Consider the following 21323-nt stretch of genomic DNA (forward strand, 5'->3'; position numbering starts at 1 on the left):
CACGATGCAAACTACCCTCAATGCAACGCCCGGCGCGGTCAACACCTTATCAGGTGCCGCCGAATATCAACCGGATCCACTGGCGGTGTACCAGCAATTATGTGGTATTGATGCTGGCAACAAGCCACATACGGTGCTGCTGGAATCTGCTGAAATTGATAAAAAGCATGCGCTAAAAAGCCTGTTAGTGACTGACGCAGCGGCTAAAGTTACTTGCCACGGTTTAACCGTTACCCTTGAGCCATTATCACTCAATGGTGAATCGGCCATTGAATTTGTCAGTAATGAACTGGCGGCGTATGCCAAAGTGAGCAAACAAGCAGCACATACTTTAATTGAGTTTTCGCCTGTTGATGGCAACCTTGACGAGTTAACTCGCTTAAAAGCCCATAATGCGTTTGATGCGCTGCGTGTGTTTAAGCAAATTAATAACACGACACATCACGAATTAGCGGTGATGCTGGCAGGTTGTTTCGCGTTTGACTTAATGGCAGTGGCAGAAAAATTACCTGAGGTTGATAACAGCCCCAATAGCTGCCCAGACTATGTATTCTATCTTGCTGAAACCATTGTCGTGATTGACCATGAAAAGCGCTCAACTGAGCTGATTGGCAATGTGTTTTCAGGGCCAGAGCAGCAAAAGTGCTACTTTGAAATTAGCCGCCGTTTATCAGAAATTAAGGCGCAGCTATCGAGCGTGATTGTTGCTAAGCCGCTGCAAGAAAAAGCGAATGCAGAAGTTACTGACGTAAGCGTTGATATTTCAGACCAAGCCTTTTGCCACACGGTTGATGCCCTGAAAGAGCACGTGCGCGCCGGTGATATTTTCCAAGTAGTGCCGTCACGCACCTTTACCTTGCCGTGCGAACAACCGATTGTTGCTTATAAGAAACTTAAAGCATCGAACCCAAGCCCATACATGTTCTTCTTGCAAGACAAAGACTTTGCCATGTTTGGCGCTTCACCAGAATCAGCATTAAAATATCAAACCAGCAATAACCAAGTAGAGCTATACCCTATCGCTGGTACGCGCCCACGAGGTTTTAACGCAGATGGTAGCTTGTCGCTTGATTTAGACAGCCGCATTGAATTAGAGCTGCGCCAAGATCAAAAAGAAATGGCCGAGCATATTATGCTAGTAGACTTAGCCCGCAACGACATTGCCCGTGTCGCTTCGCCCGGCTCACGCTACGTCGCTGAGCTGTTAAAAGTTGATCGCTACTCGCATGTTATGCACCTAGTATCACGTGTTTGTGGCCAATTAAAGCCAGAATTAGACGCCCTGCACGCTTATCAAGCGTGTATGAATATGGGCACGCTATCTGGCGCGCCAAAAGTGAAAGCAACCGAGCTTATTCGCAAATTTGAAGGCAAACGCCGTGGCAGTTACGGCGGCGCGGTGGGCTACATCACAGGCGAAGGTGAAATGGATACTTGTATTGTGATTCGCTCTGCCTTTGTTGAAAACGGCTTAGCTCATGTACAAGCTGGCGCTGGTGTGGTGTACGATTCAGACCCACAAGCGGAAGCCAATGAAACACGCCAAAAAGCACAAGCTGTGATTAACGCCATTAAAGCGGCTGAGATTTTGGCTGAAGTAGACGCAGTAGGAGCTTGATTTTGAGTAGTACAATGATAGGTACAATGACAGACAAAATGACCAATTCAAATAGCCCTGCTCGACATATCGTAATGCTCGATAATCTCGACTCTTTCACTTACAACCTCGTGGATGAATTCTATCAATTAGGTTTTGAGCCAAAGGTATTTCGCAACACCTTATCTGCTGATTTTGTTATGTCGCAGCTAGAAGCCCTTTCCGGTGATGTGATGTTAGTTTTATCGCCGGGACCGGGAGCACCGCATCAAGCTGGCTGCTTAATGGAGCTGATCAGCAAGGCTGCAGGCAAATACCCAATTCTTGGCATTTGTTTAGGACACCAAGCCTTAATTGAACACTATGGTGGTACTGTTGGCCGTGCACCCAATATCGTGCACGGTAAATCATCGCCAGTTCATCACAATGGTGAAGGTGCGTTTGCGGGGATTAATAATCCATTACCTGTCGCCCGTTACCATTCATTGGTGGCCACCTCGATGCCGGACAATCTAACGGTTACCGCGACGACAGAAGAGCCGAATCAAAGTTTGGTGATGGCGATTGAACACAGCGATGATGCCGTCGTCGGTTTTCAGTTTCACCCTGAATCTGTGCTAACCACCTATGGTAGCAACTTATTAGCACAAGCCATTGAGCGCGTATTTACCCTGTTTTCGTCGTCAGAAAGCGGGGTTTCGGACGCTAGTCAATCAGCCGCTAATAGCAATAAATAAGCAAGGAATAAGCAAATTATGTCAACTGTTCTTAATACATTAATCGACCAAGAAGCCCTTAACCAAGCACAGGCGCAGGATTTTTTCGAGCAAATGATTCAAGGTGAAGTGGCACCAGAGCTGCTTGCTTGTGTGCTAACCGCATTAAAAATCAAAGGTGAAACACCTGCTGAAATTGCCGGAGCCGCACTGGCAGTAAGAAATAACGCTACCGCCTTTCCTGCGTTAGATTTTGCAGTGACTGACTGTGTGGGTACGGGTGGTGATGGCGCGAATACCATTAACATTTCGACCACAGCCGCTATTCTAGCGGCAGCGTGCGGTATTAAAATGGCAAAACACGGTAACCGTAGTGTGTCATCAATGTCTGGCTCGGCAGATTTACTTGAAGCGCTTGGCGTGAACTTAACCATGTCACCAGAAACCGCCGCGCAGTGCCTACGCGAGGCAAACTTGTGTTTCTTGTATGCGCCTGCGTATCATCCGGGCTTTAAACATGCCGCGCCCGTGCGTAAAGCCATGGGGGTACGTACCCTGTTCAATATTTTAGGGCCACTGGTAAACCCAGCTACGCCAAGCACTATGTTACTAGGCGTTTATACACCAGACTTGTTGCCTATCATGGCCGATGCGCTAGCCCTTACCGGCGTTAAGCGTGGCTGGGTAGTCCATGGCAGTGGTTTAGATGAAATTGCCCTGCATGGTTCAACCCAAGTTATTGAAATTACACATGATGGTGAAAAGAGCGAGCAAGTCACGAAAACCATCACCCCAGAAGATTTCGGCCTGCAAGAATATACCTTGGAAGATATTAAAGGCGGCACACCGCAAGAAAATGCTGAGGCAATTCAAGCCATATTAGCAGGTAAAGGCCAGCCAGCGCACAATGCCGCAGTGATCATTAATGCTGCCGCCGTGCTCTATCTGCACGGCAAAGCGGAAACCTTAGCAGGCGCCGCTTCATTAGCGGAAGATATGTTACTTTCGGGCCAAGCAGCGAAGACCTTAGCCGCGCTGGTGGACATTTCTAATAAAGAGCCAAATAAAGACGGAGTACCAAGCTAATGGGTTCTTCACCTACAAAAAATGTATTAGCAAAAATCGTTGAAGATAAAGAATTGGTGGTAGAAGCGTTGAAAAAATCGCTGCCACTGGAAAGCTTTATCAATGATTTAGTGCCAACGGAAAAAAGCCTGTACGATCGTTTAAGCGAGCCACAAGCGGGCTTTATTCTCGAATGTAAGAAAGCCTCACCGTCAAAAGGCTTAATTCGCCCTGACTTTGATGTTGAAGCAATTGCGACCATTTACGATAACTACGCAGCGGGTATTTCGGTATTAACTGACGAAAAATACTTCCAAGGGACATTTGAGTATCTGCAGCAAGTGACCGCAAAAGTAAAAGCGCCAGTGCTGAATAAAGACTTCTTTATCGACACCTACCAAGTTTACTTGGCACGTCACTATGGTGCCGATGCCATTTTATTAATGCTGAGCGTGTTAGACGATAATGAGTATCGCGAGCTGGCTGAGGTTGCACAAAAGTACAACTTAGCGATCCTCACCGAAGTTTCAAACCAAGATGAATTGGACCGCGCATTAGCGCTAGATGCCAAGTTAATTGGCATAAATAACCGTAACTTACGGGATCTTTCAACGGATATCGAACGTACGTTTGAATTCGCGCCACAAATTCCAGACGGTAAGTTAGTGATCTCTGAATCCGGTATCTACACCAACGAAGAAGTTCGCTATTTGGCACCAGCGGTAGATGGCTTTTTAGTTGGCAGTTCAATCATGGCGCAAGACGATGTTGATAAAGCCTGTCGTCAGTTAATTTTCGGCCAACACAAAGTCTGTGGCTTAACCGACGCAGCAACAGCAACGGCGGTCAAACAAGCTGGTGGTTTATACGGTGGGTTAATTTTCGCAGAAAAATCGCCGCGCTATGTCACGCTTGCGCAAGCAGAGCAAATTGTAAAAGCCGAATCTGGCTTAGATTATGTCGGCGTATTTGTTGATGCAGAAGCTCAGCAGGTCGCTGAGTTTGCCAGTACATTAGGGCTTAGCGCTGTACAACTGCATGGCAATGAGTCAGCTGACTACATTGAATCACTATCACCACTATTGCCTGCGGGCTGCCAAGTATGGAAAGCCAAAGCAGTTACCGAGCAAGTGCCATCGCTTGATTTAGACGTTAACGGCTGGGTATTAGATGGCAAATCGCCCGGCTCAGGTCAGCCATTTCCATGGCAAGCGTTAGCTGACACCGAACAAGCCTTATCAACTTGTTTATTGGCCGGTGGTATTGGCGTTGACAACATTCGCGACGCCATCAAGGTAACGAACGAACAGCAATTAAAAGGGTTAGATATCAACTCAGGTGTTGAAACCAGCCCAGGTAAAAAATCACCAGCAAAAATTAATCAGGTTTTTGCTGAAATTAGGAATTACTAACATGACAGACACAGTTTCTACGAACATAGAGTCTACAGATACCGCGGCAAAGCGCCTGTCACCCTACTTTGGTGACTTCGGTGGCATGTATGTCAGCGAACTTTTAGTCCCTGCCCTTGAGCAGCTAGAGCAGGCATTTATCGACTCACAAAAAGACGAAGACTTTCTTAACGAGTTTAACTCACTGCTACAAGAGTACGCTGGTCGCCCAACGCCGTTAACGCTATGTCGTAACTTGGTGAAAAACCCATTAGCGAAAGTCTACTTAAAGCGCGAAGACTTATTGCACGGCGGTGCCCATAAAACGAACCAAGTGTTAGGCCAAGCACTGCTGGCAAAACGCATGGGGAAAACTGAGATCATCGCGGAAACCGGTGCAGGCCAACACGGCGTGGCTTCAGCAATCGCTTGTTCACTGCTGGGCTTAAAATGTCGCGTTTACATGGGCGCGAAAGACTGTGAACGCCAACAACCCAACGTATTCCGTATGCGTTTAATGGGCGCGGAAGTGATTCCAGTAACCGCTGGCAGCGGCACGCTAAAAGATGCGTGTAACGAAGCACTGCGCGACTGGTCTGCAAGTTATGAAGATGCTCACTACCTTTTAGGTACAGCGGCTGGCCCTCACCCATTCCCAACCATTGTGCGTGAATTCCAGAAAATGATTGGTGAAGAAGCCAAAGCGCAATTGTTAGCACAAGAAGGCCGTTTGCCGGATTACGTAATTGCTTGTGTTGGTGGTGGCTCGAACGCCATTGGTATGTTTAACGACTTCATTAGAGAAGAAGGCGTTAAGCTTATTGGTGTTGAAGCAGGCGGCAAAGGCGTTGAAACCCAGCACCATGGTGCTACGTTGACTGCCGGAACTAAAGGTATGTTGCATGGCAACTACACCTACATAATGCAAAACCCTGATGGTCAAATTGAAGAGTCTTACTCGGTTTCTGCGGGTCTTGACTACCCAGGTGTTGGCCCACAGCACGCTTTCTTAAAAGATACTGGCCGCGCTGAGTACGTTGCCATTAACGACGATGAAGCATTGGAAGCCTTCCAAGCGTTAGCGCGCAATGAAGGTATTATTCCTGCGCTTGAATCTTCTCATGCGCTTGGCCAAGCCTTAAAAATGGCTGAGCAAGTGACCGAAGAAACGATTTTCCTAGTGAACCTTTCAGGCCGAGGCGATAAAGACTTAGCGCACGTTCACACGATTTTATCGCCAGAAACCGCTCAAGGAGGAGTAGCGTAATGACTCAAGCAGGTATTAACTCTCAACCGGGAAATAAAGCGGGACAAGACCGCTACCAGCAGATGTTCGATCGCTTAGCTGAGCAAAATGAAGGGGCATTTGTGCCGTTCGTGACGCTTGGCGACCCGGGAAAAGCACAATCGATTAACGTGATCAAAGCACTTATCGACGCTGGTGCGGATGCGCTAGAGCTGGGCATTCCATTTTCAGACCCAAGTGCTGACGGCGTGGTTATTCAAATGGCAGGTATTCGCGCCCTTGCCGCAGGTGTCACCACTGACGATTGCATTGATATTTTAAAAGAAATTCGCGCCTACGCACCGCAAGTGCCAATTGGTTTATTGCTCTACGGTAACTTAGTGTTCTCGCGCGGTATTGCTCGTTTTTACGAAGAAATGAGCGATGCGGGCGTCGATTCCATTTTGATTGCCGATGTGCCAATTCGCGAAAGTGCACCATTTAGAAAAGCCGCTCGCGACAATGGCATTGCGCCAATCTTTATTGCGCCGCCAAACGCAACGCAAGCAACATTAAAAGAAGTGGCCGCCTTTAGCCAAGGCTACACTTATGTGCTTGGCCGTGCAGGCGTAACAGGCGCTGAAACTAAAGCAACGATGCCAGCGGATAACCTGATTAACAGCTTAACCGAGTTTAACGCGCCACCACCGGTACTGGGATTTGGTATTTCAGCACCTGAGCAAGTGGCCGCAGCCATTAAATCAGGCGCAAAAGGTGCGATTAGTGGCTCTGCAACGGTGAAAATTATCGAGCAAAACCTCAATGATGAAGACAAGATGTTAGCTGAGCTAACCAGCTTTGTCTCTGCGATGAAGGCCGCGACAAAGTAAGCGGCTAATTCGTTTAAGCGAATAGGTAAGCAGCGAAGAAATCATAAGTGCGCTGTTTTACAACGAAAAAAGAGGGCTTTATTGCCCTCTTTTTAATAAGTTTAACGCATTGTTTTTACTGACAGTTGCCGTTTTCCAGTAATTGCTCAGCCAAAGTGAGAAAAATCCTAGCCTGTCTGGCCTTCTCAGGATTCCCGGCATTTAAGTCACGCGCTCGCTGGCTCATTTCGACCCGCAAATCTCGGCAAGATTCTGCACTATTAGGGGCTTCTCTGAACGCCAATTGATCTTGAGCTTGTGCTAGGTCTTGATCGGAAACAGCAGCACTGTTATCTGCTACTTGTTCGGGAAGTTGAGCCGTATCGGCTTTTGATGTGATACCTGGCTGAACAAAGATCAATTTAGCATTGGGATTGTTTGGCATATCGGAATAATGCACGTTGCCGTCTTTATCCACCCAGTGATAAACTTCGGCAGATTGAAATGCTGCAACGCTTGTTGAAAGTGTCAAAAACATTAACACTAATAAACGGTTAGCCAAAGCTTGCTCCTTGTTATTCACCATTTTGCTCAGTATAGCCCGAACTTTTCGATAAACCAACTAGGCTTAAACGAGCAAGGTATCAAAGCCAGTGTAACGCTTGCACAAGTCCATTTTAATGTTAATTTAGAATGATAAAAATTAAGGAGTATCTATGCCGCATTTTGTGATTGAATGCTCTGAAAACATCACTGAACTTGTTGAGGAAGCTGAGTTAAATCAGGCTATTTACGAAGTTGCCGCCGCTAGTGAGTTATTTACGCTAGGTGACATAAAGGTGAGAACCCATGCTTACCAGACCTACCTAGTGGGTGGCAGTGAAAAAGATGACTTTGTTCATGTTTTCGCTAGTATTATGCAAGGCCGTAGCGACAAGCAAAAAGCGACGCTTTCAACAGAATCGTCAAACGATTATGTGAGCTATTGCCCAGCATCAACAATATCGCCATGAATGTCAGTGATTTTGAAAAAGCAAGTTATTGCAACAGAGCTATGCTTTAACGACTTGGCGACATTACGAAAAACATAACTTAAAATACAATAAGGAAAAACGGATGAATAACAATAAAAATACTGCTTATAAAAAACTAATTGGCGTTGCTTTGCTCACCATGTTTGTCTCGGCCTGTGCGCCTGAAGTTGGCAGTGAAAAATGGTGTAAACAAATGAGCGAAAAACCGAAAGGCGATTGGACGGCCACTGAAGCAAAAGATTACGCCAAACACTGTGTGTTTAACTAATGTACATTTGAGTAAAGTAAGACTTACTCAAGTTGCACATACATTGCACCAGCAACAACTCGCACCAACAGTAGCTCTTTGTTAAAAGCGCTGTTGGTGATTAAAGCTCAACACTTAATGGAGCTTAATCTTTTATCCTCTTCACCGCTATCAGCTTTGATAGCATCTATTAGCTCCACTAAAACCTGCCATTTAACTCACCTTAATTTAATTTTTCTTGCGCTAAAACAAAGAAAATTGCTCAGCTTGTCAGGAAAAAACAATCACAAATTACAAGGCTGCGACATATTGTCGCATTTATGATTTTTCCTTTGCTAACAGCTTTTTAGCCTCCGACAATAGCGGCAATCTATTTCGACATTACATGAACTAGGCTTGTTGCACTATGTTATCTATTAACTACAAATCTCGAACCTTCACCGACCAACCGTATAACAAAATTACTCAAGCTATTGGCACAGCTATTACCGGCATTGCTATGGCATCAACAGCGTTTTCCATACAGGCGGACGACAGCATCGAAAACATTGACGCATTAGAAGTGATCACCATCAGTCATCAACGCCATGGCTTAGAGGAGCATTCAGCGATAGCGAAAGGCAGCACCAGCGTACCTGATTTAGCGAACTGGCTAGCTTCCGTGCCCGGTGCCAATATCAATCGCAATGGTCCAGTTACGGGTATTGCCCAATATCGCGGCTTATTTGGTGATCGCGTTGCCACCACGATTGACGGTCACCCGATCATAGGTGCAGGCCCTAACGCCATGGATACGCCGCTGAGTTACTCAACCCCGTTAATTGTTGATGCGCTGACCGTTTACCGTGGCGTTGCACCTGTCTCTGCCGCACTTGATACCCTTGGCGGCGCAGTACAAGTAAACATGCGTAAAGCCGAGATTAGCCAACAGCAACAGCTCGACATAACTGGCGATTTACAGCTAGGTTTTCGCAGTAACAATGAAGCGGAAACGGGCGCAGGTGTTATTAACCTTGGCCGTGGCGAATTGGGCGCCATGTTATTTGCCAATGTGCAGCAAGCCGATGATATGGAAACCGGTGATGGCAAAGACATTAGCCCCACTGAATTTCAAAAACGCCAGTTTGGTGGTGATTTTCGCTTTGATAATGGTGAAGAGAACATTGGCCTCACCTATCACTACTTAGATACGCAAGATTCTGGCACGCCCGCCCTGCCGATGGATATTGAATATATTTTTAGTCATCGCGTTAGCCTGGATGGCGGCTTTAGCTTAGCCAATTGGCAACTAAACTGGCAGCTGGGTTATTTAGATGCCGATCACAAAATGACCAACTTCCTGCTGAGACAAAACAACAACCCAATGCGCCATCGCCGCAATCACGCCGAATCTGAAACGATTGACGTTAAGTTTAGTGCCGAGCAAACCTTTAGTTTTGGCGATCTCACCTTAGGTATTGATGGCTATTTTGCCGAGCACGATTCATTTATTACGAATCCCAACAATGTCATGTTCTTTGTCAATAACTTTAACCAAGTGGAAGATAATCGTTATGGCATATTCGCCGAATTAGTAACGAAGCTTGCCAATAGTGAAGTTAGCTATGGCCTGCGCCTAAAACGCGCTGAAGCTGACGCAGGTAATGTCTCAACGTCTATGGCTGCTATGCCAATGCCAGCCATGCTGTTAAATCGCTTTAACAGTGCCGATCGCAGTGTCAGTGAAACCGATATCGACCTAGCGATTAATAGCGAAACACGGCTCACTGAAAACTTATCGCTTTCAGCAGGTGTTGGCATGAAGACTCGCGCACCATCATATCAAGAACGCTACTTATGGCTGCCAATGGAAGCAACCGCAGGCTTAGCGGATGGCCGCACGTATATTGGCAATATCAATCTAAATTCAGAGCAAGCCTATCAGCTAGATTTAGGCGTTAACTACCTTGATCAACAACTCTCTATTAGCCCACATATTTTTTATCAACGTATTGATGACTATATTCAAGGCACGCCATTACCAATGAGTGAAATGGCCGCGCGTATGGTGGCACAGATGATGGCAGGCGATGCCAACCCACTCCAATTTGCCAATGTGGATGCCGAGCTTTATGGCCTGGATGTGAATTGGCAATACAAGTTGAGCGAACATTGGCAAATATCAGGTATTGCCAGCTATGTGCGAGGCGAGCGCCGTGATATTGATGACGAGCTTTATCGCATTGCACCGTTCAATGGCCAGATGACGGTCAGTTACCAAGGCAATGACTTTACCACTAACCTGACATTGGTCGCGGTTGCCAGCCAAAATAAGGTGTCTAAGACTAACTTGGAGCAAGCCAGCTCAGGCTATGGCTTGGTTAACCTAGACGCTCAGTATTTTGTTAGCACGTCACTGACGATCAAAGCGGGCATTGATAACTTACTCGATAAAGACTATCGCAGCCATTTAAGTGGTTATAACCGAGTGCAAGGAAGTGATATTCCGGCGGGTCAACGAGTACCGGGCGAAGGGGTTAGCGCTTGGCTAGAGGCGCGTTACTCGTTTTAACTGATTTAACTACTTCACCGATTAGCTCAGCCTGAACTTGATCCTTTAGTGCTGCTGAGCTAATTAATTTTTCAATACAGCTTTCAAGCCAGTGACTTAACCACTCCCAAACCTCTACCTACAGCCCCCCACAAACAAAACCCTTGCCAAATCACTCAACTGATTTAAGCTAAGTTTTCTTGTCTAAAAAATAACAACGAAAACAATGGGCTTAGCACATGGCAAACAACACAATTGACACTTCTTTAGCTGAAAAATCTATCACTAAAAATAGGGCAGAACACGAACAAGCCGTTGACCCACGTACACTTAGTGGTTTAGAGCTGCTTACCGCTTTAATTGACCAGCAAGTGCCACCACCCAGCATTGCCGATACGATGGGCGTTTATTTAGTTGAAGTGCGCGAAGGCTATGCGAAATTTCAAGCAACGGCATCAGCACAGCATTTAAATCCGATGGGCGGCGTACATGGCGGCTTTGCCTGCACTGCGCTTGATTCGGCCACGGGCTGTGCGGTTCATACTATGCTCAAGCCGGGGGAAGGTTATGGCACTATCGACATTAACGTCAAAATGATGCGCCCTATCCCAGTGGGTAAAACCCTTTATGCTGAAAGTCAGGTGATCAATATGTCAAAATCTCTGGGCGTGTCAGAAGGCAAGTTAGTGGATGACGAAGGGAAGCTCTATGCATACGCTTCTTGCACCTGCAAAATCATCAGATAACTCACTGCTGCCGTCTAACTTCATAAGCTAAATTGCAACATAAGCAAAACTATATTTCCTAACGAGTATCATGAGTATTCAAGTTCACACCCATATCGCTAATCATATTGCGACCATTGCTTTTACCAGCCCAGAGCACCACTTTATGACTCTTGAGCTGCTAGAGACCATTCAAGCAGCTTTCTCGAAACTAGCGCGCAACCCGCAAGTGCGCGTGGTCATGTTGACGAACTCAACGCCCGGCTATTTTATTACGCATTACTCGCTGGATGAAATCAATCAACATATGCAGCAAGTGATAAAAATCAAAGCACTAACCGGCCGCTTGTTCCCAATATCCGTTCGTCTCGTCATGGCACTGTCAAAAGCCATCGTGCGCCTTGATCGCTTTGCCGCTGTGCGAAATGTTATCAACCGCGCTGCAAAACATAACTTTATTGAAACCACACTGGCTTATGCGCGGGTGAATCGTTTTTTACAACAGGTAAGAAATAGTCAAAAACCAGTAATCGCCTCGATTGGAGGCAATGCACAAGGCTTTGGTATGGAGCTGGCGATGGCCTGTGATTTTCGCGTAATGGCAAAAGGCGATTACTATCTTGGCCAGATTGAATCACTTATCGGCTTAATGCCCGGCTCAGGTGGTATGCATAGCCTCAAAAGGCTAGTTGGTGAAGCCAAAGCAATTGAATTAAGTATGCTAGGAAAACGTTTAACCGCTGATGAAGCCAAACAATTAGGGCTTATCTATCAAGCAGTGGACGAGGCTGAATTAGCCGAGGCCAGTGGGCAACTTGCCGCGAAACTGGCAAAAAAATCACCGTTATCGCTTCGTTATATCAAGCAAGGTATTCACCAAGGACATGACCAAAGCTTTAGCCAAGCACTTGCACAAGATGAAGTTGCTTTTGTTGATACCGCCAGCACAAAACAAGCAACAACGGCCTATCAACGCCAGCGAGCTAGCGTAGCTCAAGGGCAGACAATAAATGTGGCGTTTGACCATCAAGAAGTTAGCGATATTAACAAGGAGTAACTAACCTATGGTGTCTTTGTCGGTTCAAACTCCATCTGCCGAGCGGTACGTTCTGCCAACTCAATTCCGTCAAATTCATAATTTGTGCTTTGCAGGGCAAGTTCAATTAGTCGAAAACTCATATCAATCCCTGCAGAAATACCAGCTGAGGTAAGAATATTACCTTGCTCAACCCAGCGAACATTTTCTTGCACGCTAAGTTTAGGAAATAACTCGCGTAGTTCCGCGATATCCTGCCAATGGGTCGTTACTTGATGGTCCGTTATTACCTTAGCTTGCGCCAGTAAAAAAGCACCTGTGCAGACCGAGGCGGTGAACTTTACTAGCTTATGTTGGTGTGCAATCCAATCAATCACATTTTGCTTTTGCATTTCGTCGCTGTGCACACCGCCGACGACAATCAGCATCTCTAGCTTAGGATGATTATCGATACTGTATTGACTTATTACTTGATAACCCGCACGAGCCGTCACCAAACCTCCCTGTTCACTAATCAAGAACGTATTAAACACTGGTGTATCGCTAATGCGCTCCGCTGTGGTAAAGACTTCAAACGGGCCAGTAAAATCCAGTACTTCTGCATTATCATAAATATAAATACCGACATTTATCGCCATTGACTTACTCCCTTCCCAAAAACCTAATTTGTTTCATAAACTAAGCGCCTTCAATGTAATCCTTGTCTTTTGTCTTAACGTAGCTTCAACGTAGCCAAAACATAACTAAGTACGCTAGTTGAGAATAGTGAGCTGCGTGTTACACTAGCGCTTCAAAATTTTCCACCAATTCGACAATCCACTATAACAGGTTTCATGAGTAATTTTACTAGTCTGCTGACCCCGTCACTTACCGAAAGTTCAAGTAGCAAAATTGATAAAAAAGAATGGGTTAACCTACCGGGTTCTAGTGCCAGCGTGGCGCTTTACTATGCGGCAAAGAATGCTGCAAAGAACGCGGCTCAGAATGCAGCAAAAAATACGGAAAAAGGCAGCCAGCAACCGTTTTTAATCATTACTCACGACACCCCAAGTGCGATTCGACTTGAGCATGAATTACTGAGTTTAGACCACCAAAACGAACTCAGTATTTGCCTATTTCCCGACTGGGAAACCTTGCCTTACGACAGCTTTTCACCGCATCAGGATATTATTTCTCAGCGTTTAGCAACATTGTACGATTTATCACGTATGGAGCATGGCATTGTTATTGTGCCGGTAACTACCTTAGTGCAACGGTTAGCGCCGAAAGCCTATCTTGATGCCAATGTGCTGCTGGTGAAAAAAGGCGACCGTAAAGACTTACCTGAGCTAAAACGGGATTTAGAAGCGAGTGGTTATCGCCATGTTGACCAAGTCATGGAGCACGGTGAGTTTTCTGCGCGTGGCGCGATTTTAGATTTGTTCCCGATGGGCAGTAACCAACCGTTTCGCTTAGACTTTTTTGATGATGAAATAGAAGAAATTCGCCTGTTTGATCCAGACACTCAGCGCTCTAGTGACAAGATTTACAAAATTAACTTATTGCCCGCCCATGAGTTTCCAACCGACCAAGACGGCATTAATTTATTTAGAAGCCAGTATCGCGAAAACTTTAAAAGCACCATAGATAAAGAGTCGGTTTATCATCAAGTCAGTAATGGCATTATGCCAGCGGGTATTGAGTATTATTTACCACTGTTTTTCGAGCAAACCAATACGCTGTTCGATTATCTACCGCAAAATACCCTGCCGTTTGTGATGGGTGATATTGAACAAGCACTTGGCCAGTATTGGCATGATATTGAATACCGTTACGACGACAGACGTTACGACCCAACACGCCCACTGCTGCCACCCGCACAGCTGTTTTTATCGGTAGAAGAGTTATTTAGCGCGTTAAAACCCTTTGATCGCATCACGATTTCATCGCCAAGACCACCTCGCAAAAAGCCATCACAGCATTTGTTTAACTGTGAAGCGCTGCCAGAGTTAGCGATTGATCATCAACAAAAAACACCATTTGCTGCCTTAGATGCCTTTATTGCCGCACATAAAAAAGCGCGTATTTTATTTGTTGCCGAATCGCAAGGCCGCCGTGAAAGTGTTCTTGAACTGTTAAAGCGCCATGAGATAAAGCCCGCGAGTGTTGATTCGCTTGACGAGTTTATCGAAGCTGATGCTACAACCGCCATTACCGTTAACACACTCACCAATGGCTTTTTCTTCACGTTAGACGAGGAAGGCAACAAGCAGGCGATTGCGGTGATTACCGAAACGGAATTACTGGGTGATCGCGTTAAACAAACCCGTCGCCGCGCCAAAGCGCAAGATAATCAAGCCGATGCTATCTTTAAAAACTTGGCGGAACTCAGCCCCGGCCAGCCTGTGGTGCATATCGACCACGGTATCGGTCGCTATCTTGGTCTGCAAACCATCGATACAGGCGGTTTAACTACTGAGTTTTTAACCCTGAGCTATGCCAACGATGCCAAGCTCTATGTGCCTGTTGCGTCATTACACTTAATTAGCCGCTATTCAGGTAACGATCCAGAGCAAGCTCCGCTGCATAAACTGGGCAACGATACGTGGAGCAAAGCCAAGCGCAAAGCCGCCGAAAAAGTAAAAGATGTTGCGGCAGAGCTGCTGGACGTTTACGCCAAACGCGCCAGCAAGCAAGGCTATCAGTTTAAGCGCAATAAAGAAGATTACTTGGCCTTTGCCGCCAGTTTTGGCTTTGAAGAAACCATCGATCAAGAGCAAGCGATTCATGCCGTGGTCGGTGATATGCTAGATCACAAACCCATGGATCGCTTGGTATGTGGTGACGTTGGCTTTGGTAAAACCGAAGTGGCGATGCGTGCCGCCTTTGTTGCCGTTAACGATGGCAAGCAAGTGGCAATGTTAGTACCAACTACCCTATTAGCCCAGCAGCACTATGAAAACTTCCGTGATCGCTTTGCTAACTGGCCAGTCACCATTGAAGTGTTATCGCGCTTTAAAACCGCCAAAGAGCAAAACGCCGTCATTGAAAAGGTAGAAAGCGGCCAAATTGACATTCTAATTGGCACCCATAAGCTACTGCAAAACACCATTAAATATAAAGATTTAGGCTTGCTAATTGTTGACGAAGAGCACAGATTTGGCGTTAAGCAAAAAGAGCAAATTAAGCGCCTACGCAGCGATATTGATATTCTGACCCTGACCGCAACACCAATTCCGCGTACCTTGAATATGGCAATGGGCGGTATGCGCGACTTATCCATCATCGCTACCCCGCCAGCAAAACGCTTGGCGGTGAAAACCTTTGTTCGTCAGCGTGAAGATGCGTTAATTCGCGAGTCAATTTTACGTGAAATCTTACGTGGTGGTCAGGTCTACTTCCTACACAATAATGTGGAAACCATTGAGAAAACCGCCCGCGATATTGAAGCGCTGGTGCCGGAAGCCAAAGTGGTTACCGCTCACGGTCAAATGCGTGAGCGCGACCTAGAGCGCATTATGAGCGATTTCTACCACCAACGTTTTAACGTGTTAGTGTGTACCACCATTATCGAAACCGGTATTGACGTGCCAAGCGCTAACACCATTATGATGGACAGAGCCGACAACCTTGGCCTTGCTCAGCTGCATCAGCTGCGTGGTCGTGTTGGTCGCTCACACCATCAAGCTTATGCTTACTTGCTCACGCCACATGAAAAACGCATGACCAAAGATGCGAAAAAGCGCCTTGAAGCCATTGCTTCATTAGAAGATTTAGGCGCTGGCTTTACCTTAGCTACCCATGATTTGGAAATTCGCGGCGCCGGTGAACTATTGGGAGAAGATCAAAGCGGTCAAATGAGCCAAGTGGGTTTTAGCCTTTATATGGAAATGCTTGATGAAGCGGTTGCCGCACTAAAAGCTGGTAAAGAGCCATCACTGGAAAATATTACCGCAAAACAAACCGAAGTTGATTTGCGTATTCCTGCCCTGCTACCAGAAGATTATATATTCGATGTCAGCCTGCGCCTGAGCTTGTACAAGCGTATCGCCAGCTGTAAAGACAAAACCGAGCTAGACGAAATTCAAGTTGAGCTTATCGATCGCTTTGGCCTATTGCCACAAGCTACCAAAAACCTTGTTCATATCGCTAAGTTAAAGCAAAAAGCACAGGGCTTGGGGATTTCGCGCATTGAAGTTGGCGCTGGCTCGGGCTCATTTGAGTTTAGTGATAACACGCAAGTCGACCCCATGAAAATTATTGGGCTAATTCAGCAACAACCTAAGGTATTCAAAATGGAAGGGGCAAATAAGCTGAAGATTGTTAAAGCCACTGAGGATGCAGCTCAGCGCTTTGGTTTAGTAAACAATGTGTTAGCAGAGCTTACCAAGCACTAGTAAGCTCTGTTATGATAACGCTTTGACGTAAAAGCTTTTACATAAGTAACGGAACAATAACTTTGCCGACAATTCAATTACCTGTGTTTGTAACACCCCTGTGGTTAGCCAAGTAGTATGCTGAATAAAAAACTAGCGCGATTAACAAGAATAATTAAAGCCAGCTGTGCATTTATCCCTATGGCAGCCCTGCCACTGAGTGCGCCAAGCTTGGCTGCACAAAAAGTTGATAAGCGCTGGTTTGAAGTTGAGGTGATTTTATTTAGCCAGCTAGGCGACAAAACCCAGCTCAATGAGAATTTCTCAGGCGAAGCGTCACTGCCAAGGTATCGACAAGTTATCGACTTGCTTACCCCTTACCTGCAACCCGATACATCAGCGCTTAAATTGCAATTACCTAGCTGTGAAACACGTGAATATGCGCCCAGCTGGCAAGCCAGTGTTAATTTACCTGAGCTGCATCAAGCAAAGTCGTTGGCCGAAATTGAGCAATTTACGCAAATTGACACCTTGGACTTACAGCAAGGCTCAGCTTCATTAATGCCTGAAACACAGGCATCTACTGCACAGCTCTCAAACACAGACGAGCAACTTAGTGAATATAAAGAAACAGCAGATGTTACTGTTCAGAGCGCGCAGGATGGTGAGTTTCTTATAGAACCAGAAGTCGTTGAGGCGATCCCTCTTACTGAGCAAGAACTAGCACTAGTCGCAGCTGCTGAGCAAACCTTTGCAACACCTGAACTCGCATTTGCCTATCAGCAAGTCAGCACGTCACAAGACACGTTATGCCAGCCAATTGCGACAAACCAAGCAAGTACCATTAGCGATTACCATGCGCTAAGCGAATTTAACAACAACAACGCCCCGATTCCTATTCCAATAGAGAATTTTACTGGCCGCGTTGACGGTAATGAGTTTGTCTACAGCAATTCCCCCTATCTGATTGATGCTGACTCATTAAAGCTTAAAGACATTAGCCTGCAACTGAGACGCAGTAAAAACTTTAAGCCATTGCTGCACCTTGGCTGGCGGCAGCCGTTAACCAACCGTAAAAAGCCATCACTGGAGCCTGCGATAAGAATTTTCGCCGGTGAGCATTACCGCGAGCAATACCGACAAGCGCAGGCAGACCATCAAAGCCAATTGTCTGCCAAGGCAATAGCGGAATATAAGCGAGAAATATTAGGTGAGGAGTACCTAACGGGTCAAACAGATATTTCGGACGCCCTGACAAGCGATAGCGCTAAAAACCCTGAGCAAGCAGAGCGTTTAGCCAATATTTATCAGCAACTTGACACACAAAACTTTAGTTTAGAATCGGTACTTGCTGAGCTCAACAAGCCGCATATCACAGCAGTGGGTATTGATCGCAATAGAGCTGATACCGCAGAAGCAAAAGCGCTAGCAGCGCCCGCTCCGCCAAATCAAGATTGGTTACTGGATGGTTTGTTTAGATTACACCTAAACCACTACCTGCATATCACCGCAGATTTTAATGTTGCGGTGCCCTACTCTGGCGAAGAAAAAGCGGAAAAGTATCAAGATGCCAGTGAGGTATCGCAAAACGCATTTACCTTTAAGCTCATCCCATTTAGCCAGAATAAACGCGTGATCAGTAAAGAAGTACACTACTTCGATCACCCGTATATGGGGATGGTGTTGCAAATTCGTCGCTATAAGCCACCTTTACCAGAAACTAGGCTAGAGACAGAATAAAGATAATTCATTAGATACAAACAAAAGAATGAGTAATACCATGGATAAAGAAATTGAAATTCAAGCGGCGGTATTTCGCCGCTTGTTAGCACATTTAGATAGCCGTAAAGACGTGCAAAATATTGAATTAATGAACCTAGCTGGCTTTTGTCGCAACTGCTTTTCTAAGTGGACGGTGGCAGAAGCCGAAAAGTTAGGTGTGGAAGTGGATATTGATACCGCCCGTGAAAGTGTTTATGGCATGCCTTACAGCGAGTGGAAAGAAAAACACCAAACACCTGCAACACCAGAGCAGCTGGCTAAGTTTAACGAATTAAACCCCAAGAAATAGCTAACACTTTGGCACTGGCGTTAACCAGTCACACCAAGAAAAACTATCGAAAGGCATTTACTTATCGTAAATGCCTTTTTTTATAGCGCTTATCAAATAGCCAGATTTATACCAATTGAATTAATTAATTGATCAATTCAGAGCGTTGTCAGCGGTGGGAGAATAAGCCAAATTTATGCTGATATAGTTATTCTACATCCAATAAATTTGGCGCAATTATCGCAGCGCTGACACGCTCCCAAAGGGCGAGTTTAAAAGGCTCATATGCGGCGTTATTGATTTTGCTTTCCATGCAAAAAAGGGGAACGACCATTCTCTGCAATCAATGCCTTGCCTCTAAGCCTTTTAATTCTCGCTGAATGATTAAGTAGTTATTTCAATTGGTATTATAGCGACAGGCACTTCATTTATACGATTGTGCTCATATGATTATAGATGTGCATTACATGCGCCTGTTCATACTCGGCTTTGCTTAGTTTCCCATAAGCAAAATGCTCAGCGAGCGCCCCTGGGTAGTGTTTAAAGATGTGCAATGCCGTCTCTATTCGCTGGTAGGCTTGGTTTAAGTCGGCATCTTTTAATAACAAACCGGCCCCGGGAATAGGTTCACTTAAATTGTGTACCATCTCCCCCCGTTGACTAAACACAGAGAATGCCAAGCGACCAACCGACTGCTTAAAAAGCGCAGATTTATGCGCTGGGTAGCCGTGCATTGAGAGCTCAATACTCTGCGCGCAGTGATTAAGAATTTGTGGCCAACTCCAAGTCCCCGTCACTTTGATATGACTTTCCTTTAGCACAGCAATTTGTTGCAATGCTGCATCAATGGTTAATTGAGACTTATCCACCTTAGTCGCAAGTAAAGCGTAACTGCCAATTCCCATACTTGCGGCGCCAGCGACAGCGCCCACTAAAAACTGTCGTCTATTCATCTACATTCACTCATTGTCGGTATCAAATGCTTCGCTAATTTGCTTTCGCCAGTAACATTAGAGCGGCACTGGTCATGCCTTTGATACCGGTTTTAATGGTCGGCTCAGGGTCGGGGGCAAACTTGGGCGAATGCAGTGATGGCAGGCTAGTAGCTTGTTGCTTTGCCTGTTGATATTTAGCCGTGTTAACTGCCCCTAACCACAACAATGCACTTGGTATTTTATCTGCGGTGCGGCCGTAACGAGAAAAGTCTTCACCGGCCATCACTGGCGGTACTTCAATAATTTGTTCATCACCGATGGCTGACTTTAACTGGGTTACCACACCTTGGGTGTATTCTGGCTGATTGTATACGGCTGGCGTGTATTCGTTTTTCACTTTAACCACAGGCAGCAAGTCGTCGCTAAGCCCAGCAGTCATGGCAACGCCTTCGCTAATTTCTTTGATGCGTTTAAGCAAATAATCACGTGAACTATCAGAGTATGAGCGCACGGTTAGCTGCAAGTCTACGGCGTTACCAATAATATTGTGTTTGGTGCCGCCGTGAATCGAGCCTACGGTGATCACTGACGATTCAAGCGGCGAAATTTCGCGGCTGACAATGGTTTGTAGCTGCATAATAATACCTGCGGCGATCACCACAGGATCTTTGGTTTTATGCGGATATGCGCCATGCCCACCTTGACCTTTTACGCGAATATCGACCGAATCAACATTCGCCATGGCATAACCTTTCACATAACCAATAGTGCCTGCGGGCAAGTCAGCTGAAACATGCATGGTCAAGTTGTAGTCTGGTGTCGGAAACTTGGTAAATAAGCCATCACTTAGCATGGCTTTGGCGCCATAACCAATTTCCTCGGCAGGTTGTAGCACCAACATCAAACGCCCTTGCCATGTTGCTTTGTTCGCAGCCATTTGCCTTGCTGTGCCAAGCACCACCGTCATGTGTATATCGTGACCACATGCGTGCATCACAGATACTGTGTTACCTGCATCATCAAGGGTTTTAACTTGGCTGGCGTATGGTAGTGACGTTTGCTCCGCAACGGGTAAGGCATCCATATCTGCTCTTAACATGAGCGTTGGGCCATCGCCATTCTCTAATATCGCAACCAGACCAGTGCCACCAAGACCACGCGTTACTGTATAGCCAATTTTCTCAAGTTCTTCTGCAAGTCGCTGGCTGGTTTTGTGTTCTTTTTTGGAGAGTTCAGGGTATTGATGAAGATGTCGATACAAGGCATTCATGTAGTCGTAATCTTCCACAATTTGGTTGGATAAATCAGCTGTAATGTCATTGGCAAACACAGCACTCGCAACACAAGCGCTAGCCAAAACAAAACATGTCGTAGCGCTTGATAAAAATTTGAATTTCATGGCACTAACCATTGGAGGTAAATTGACCTCAAATAGTAAAAATTTAATTCATAACATTCAAGCGAGATGCTAATACGAGCATGGATAATAGCGGCAACAGCGCTAAATAGGCGAAGCAGGCAAAGTCGGTTTTTACGACTTTGCCTTGT

18 protein-coding genes are annotated in these 21323 nt (G+C 45.9%); 14 read left to right on the forward strand and 4 right to left on the reverse strand.

The genetic code is table 11. From position 1 onward, the window contains the following. The first annotated feature begins 4 nt into the window (after window positions 1-4). Genes DXX93_RS13455 through trpA form a run of 6 tightly spaced genes read left to right on the forward strand, consistent with a single transcriptional unit; the run spans window position 5 to window position 6884 of the window. Window positions 5-1618, forward strand: coding sequence for an anthranilate synthase component 1 (locus DXX93_RS13455; RefSeq protein WP_116008545.1), 1614 nt, complete (start codon window positions 5-7; stop codon window positions 1616-1618). A 38-nt stretch (window positions 1619-1656) separates the two neighbouring features. Beyond that, window positions 1657-2334, forward strand: coding sequence for an aminodeoxychorismate/anthranilate synthase component II (locus DXX93_RS13460; RefSeq protein WP_441351380.1), 678 nt, complete (start codon window positions 1657-1659; stop codon window positions 2332-2334). Between the two features lie 18 nt (window positions 2335-2352). Continuing rightward, window positions 2353-3399 carry an anthranilate phosphoribosyltransferase gene (gene trpD / locus DXX93_RS13465; protein ID WP_116008547.1) on the forward strand — a complete coding sequence of 349 codons (1047 nt, stop codon included), beginning with the start codon at window positions 2353-2355 and terminating at the stop codon, window positions 3397-3399. After that, the gene (trpCF, locus tag DXX93_RS13470) at window positions 3399-4790 is read left to right on the forward strand and encodes a bifunctional indole-3-glycerol-phosphate synthase TrpC/phosphoribosylanthranilate isomerase TrpF (RefSeq protein ID WP_116008548.1); all 1392 of its coding nucleotides are present in this window, start codon (window positions 3399-3401) and stop codon (window positions 4788-4790) included. The genes trpD and trpCF overlap by 1 nt, the downstream gene beginning before the upstream one ends. 1 nt (window position 4791) lies before the next feature. Then, the gene (gene trpB, locus DXX93_RS13475) at window positions 4792-6036 is read left to right on the forward strand and encodes a tryptophan synthase subunit beta (RefSeq protein WP_116008549.1); all 1245 of its coding nucleotides are present in this window, start codon (window positions 4792-4794) and stop codon (window positions 6034-6036) included. Then, window positions 6036-6884: a tryptophan synthase subunit alpha gene (gene trpA, locus DXX93_RS13480; protein WP_116008550.1), complete on the forward strand. Its 849-nt coding sequence runs from the start codon at window positions 6036-6038 to the stop codon at window positions 6882-6884. The genes trpB and trpA overlap by 1 nt, the downstream gene beginning before the upstream one ends. Before the next feature lie 115 nt (window positions 6885-6999). Here the strand turns inward: trpA and DXX93_RS13485 are convergent, their stop codons facing one another. Beyond that, on the reverse strand, window positions 7000-7425 hold the full coding sequence (locus DXX93_RS13485; RefSeq protein WP_181902226.1) for a DUF4124 domain-containing protein: 426 nt from the start codon (window positions 7423-7425) through the stop codon (window positions 7000-7002). Between the two features lie 154 nt (window positions 7426-7579). Here DXX93_RS13485 and DXX93_RS13490 point away from each other — a divergent pair, with 154 nt between their 5' ends. The 5 genes from DXX93_RS13490 to DXX93_RS13510 all read left to right on the forward strand — a co-directional run bounded on the left by DXX93_RS13490 (window position 7580) and on the right by DXX93_RS13510 (window position 12456). Next, a complete protein-coding gene (locus tag DXX93_RS13490) occupies window positions 7580-7876 on the forward strand; it encodes a 5-carboxymethyl-2-hydroxymuconate Delta-isomerase (protein ID WP_220347572.1) in 297 nt (98 codons plus the stop codon). Window positions 7877-8036: 160 nt separating this feature from the next. Beyond that, on the forward strand, window positions 8037-8165 hold the full coding sequence (locus tag DXX93_RS13495) for a DUF3012 domain-containing protein (protein ID WP_374188947.1): 129 nt from the start codon (window positions 8037-8039) through the stop codon (window positions 8163-8165). Between the two features lie 385 nt (window positions 8166-8550). Next, on the forward strand, window positions 8551-10695 hold the full coding sequence (locus DXX93_RS13500; RefSeq protein ID WP_116008553.1) for a TonB-dependent receptor: 2145 nt from the start codon (window positions 8551-8553) through the stop codon (window positions 10693-10695). 218 nt (window positions 10696-10913) lie between these two features. Continuing rightward, complete coding sequence (locus tag DXX93_RS13505; protein WP_116008554.1) at window positions 10914-11420, forward strand: PaaI family thioesterase; 507 nt, start codon at window positions 10914-10916, stop codon at window positions 11418-11420. 70 nt (window positions 11421-11490) lie between these two features. Then, window positions 11491-12456, forward strand: coding sequence for an enoyl-CoA hydratase/isomerase family protein (locus tag DXX93_RS13510; RefSeq protein WP_116008555.1), 966 nt, complete (start codon window positions 11491-11493; stop codon window positions 12454-12456). Between the two features lie 5 nt (window positions 12457-12461). Here the strand turns inward: DXX93_RS13510 and DXX93_RS13515 are convergent, their stop codons facing one another. Beyond that, the gene (locus DXX93_RS13515) at window positions 12462-13073 is read right to left on the reverse strand and encodes a DJ-1/PfpI family protein (protein ID WP_309545397.1); all 612 of its coding nucleotides are present in this window, start codon (window positions 13071-13073) and stop codon (window positions 12462-12464) included. Window positions 13074-13268: 195 nt separating this feature from the next. Here DXX93_RS13515 and mfd point away from each other — a divergent pair, with 195 nt between their 5' ends. The 3 genes from mfd (at window position 13269) to DXX93_RS13530 (ending at window position 18861) form a co-directional block, all read left to right on the forward strand. Continuing rightward, on the forward strand, window positions 13269-16811 hold the full coding sequence (gene mfd / locus DXX93_RS13520; protein WP_116008556.1) for a transcription-repair coupling factor: 3543 nt from the start codon (window positions 13269-13271) through the stop codon (window positions 16809-16811). A 117-nt stretch (window positions 16812-16928) separates the two neighbouring features. Further along, entirely contained in the window at window positions 16929-18530 is a 1602-nt protein-coding gene (locus DXX93_RS13525; RefSeq protein ID WP_116008557.1) for a CsiV family protein, read from the forward strand. Between the two features lie 40 nt (window positions 18531-18570). After that, window positions 18571-18861 carry a DUF1244 domain-containing protein gene (locus DXX93_RS13530; protein ID WP_116009965.1) on the forward strand — a complete coding sequence of 97 codons (291 nt, stop codon included), beginning with the start codon at window positions 18571-18573 and terminating at the stop codon, window positions 18859-18861. 407 nt (window positions 18862-19268) lie between these two features. On the opposite strand, the gene DXX93_RS13535 is transcribed toward DXX93_RS13530, so the two are convergent. After that, a complete protein-coding gene (locus tag DXX93_RS13535) occupies window positions 19269-19793 on the reverse strand; it encodes a DUF1569 domain-containing protein (protein WP_116008558.1) in 525 nt (174 codons plus the stop codon). 34 nt (window positions 19794-19827) lie between these two features. Next, window positions 19828-21174, reverse strand: coding sequence for a M20 metallopeptidase family protein (locus DXX93_RS13540; protein ID WP_116009966.1), 1347 nt, complete (start codon window positions 21172-21174; stop codon window positions 19828-19830). Between the last annotated feature and the right edge of the window lie 149 nt (window positions 21175-21323).

Source organism: Thalassotalea euphylliae, assembly GCF_003390335.1.
Lineage (GTDB): Bacteria > Pseudomonadota > Gammaproteobacteria > Enterobacterales > Alteromonadaceae > Thalassotalea_F > Thalassotalea_F euphylliae_B.

Coding starts and splice junctions, on each gene's coding strand:
- DXX93_RS13455 (WP_116008545.1), top strand. CDS start 5: ATGCAAACTACCCTCAATGCAACGCCCGGCGCGGTCAACACCTTATCA.
- DXX93_RS13460 (WP_441351380.1), top strand. CDS start 1,657: ATGACCAATTCAAATAGCCCTGCTCGACATATCGTAATGCTCGATAAT.
- trpD (WP_116008547.1), top strand. CDS start 2,353: ATGTCAACTGTTCTTAATACATTAATCGACCAAGAAGCCCTTAACCAA.
- trpCF (WP_116008548.1), top strand. CDS start 3,399: ATGGGTTCTTCACCTACAAAAAATGTATTAGCAAAAATCGTTGAAGAT.
- trpB (WP_116008549.1), top strand. CDS start 4,792: ATGACAGACACAGTTTCTACGAACATAGAGTCTACAGATACCGCGGCA.
- trpA (WP_116008550.1), top strand. CDS start 6,036: ATGACTCAAGCAGGTATTAACTCTCAACCGGGAAATAAAGCGGGACAA.
- DXX93_RS13490 (WP_220347572.1), top strand. CDS start 7,580: ATGCCGCATTTTGTGATTGAATGCTCTGAAAACATCACTGAACTTGTT.
- DXX93_RS13495 (WP_374188947.1), top strand. CDS start 8,037: ATGTTTGTCTCGGCCTGTGCGCCTGAAGTTGGCAGTGAAAAATGGTGT.
- DXX93_RS13500 (WP_116008553.1), top strand. CDS start 8,551: ATGTTATCTATTAACTACAAATCTCGAACCTTCACCGACCAACCGTAT.
- DXX93_RS13505 (WP_116008554.1), top strand. CDS start 10,914: ATGGCAAACAACACAATTGACACTTCTTTAGCTGAAAAATCTATCACT.
- DXX93_RS13510 (WP_116008555.1), top strand. CDS start 11,491: ATGAGTATTCAAGTTCACACCCATATCGCTAATCATATTGCGACCATT.
- DXX93_RS13515 (WP_309545397.1), bottom strand. CDS start 13,073: ATGGCGATAAATGTCGGTATTTATATTTATGATAATGCAGAAGTACTG.
- mfd (WP_116008556.1), top strand. CDS start 13,269: ATGAGTAATTTTACTAGTCTGCTGACCCCGTCACTTACCGAAAGTTCA.
- DXX93_RS13525 (WP_116008557.1), top strand. CDS start 16,929: ATGCTGAATAAAAAACTAGCGCGATTAACAAGAATAATTAAAGCCAGC.
- DXX93_RS13530 (WP_116009965.1), top strand. CDS start 18,571: ATGGATAAAGAAATTGAAATTCAAGCGGCGGTATTTCGCCGCTTGTTA.
- DXX93_RS13535 (WP_116008558.1), bottom strand. CDS start 19,793: ATGAATAGACGACAGTTTTTAGTGGGCGCTGTCGCTGGCGCCGCAAGT.
- DXX93_RS13540 (WP_116009966.1), bottom strand. CDS start 21,174: ATGAAATTCAAATTTTTATCAAGCGCTACGACATGTTTTGTTTTGGCT.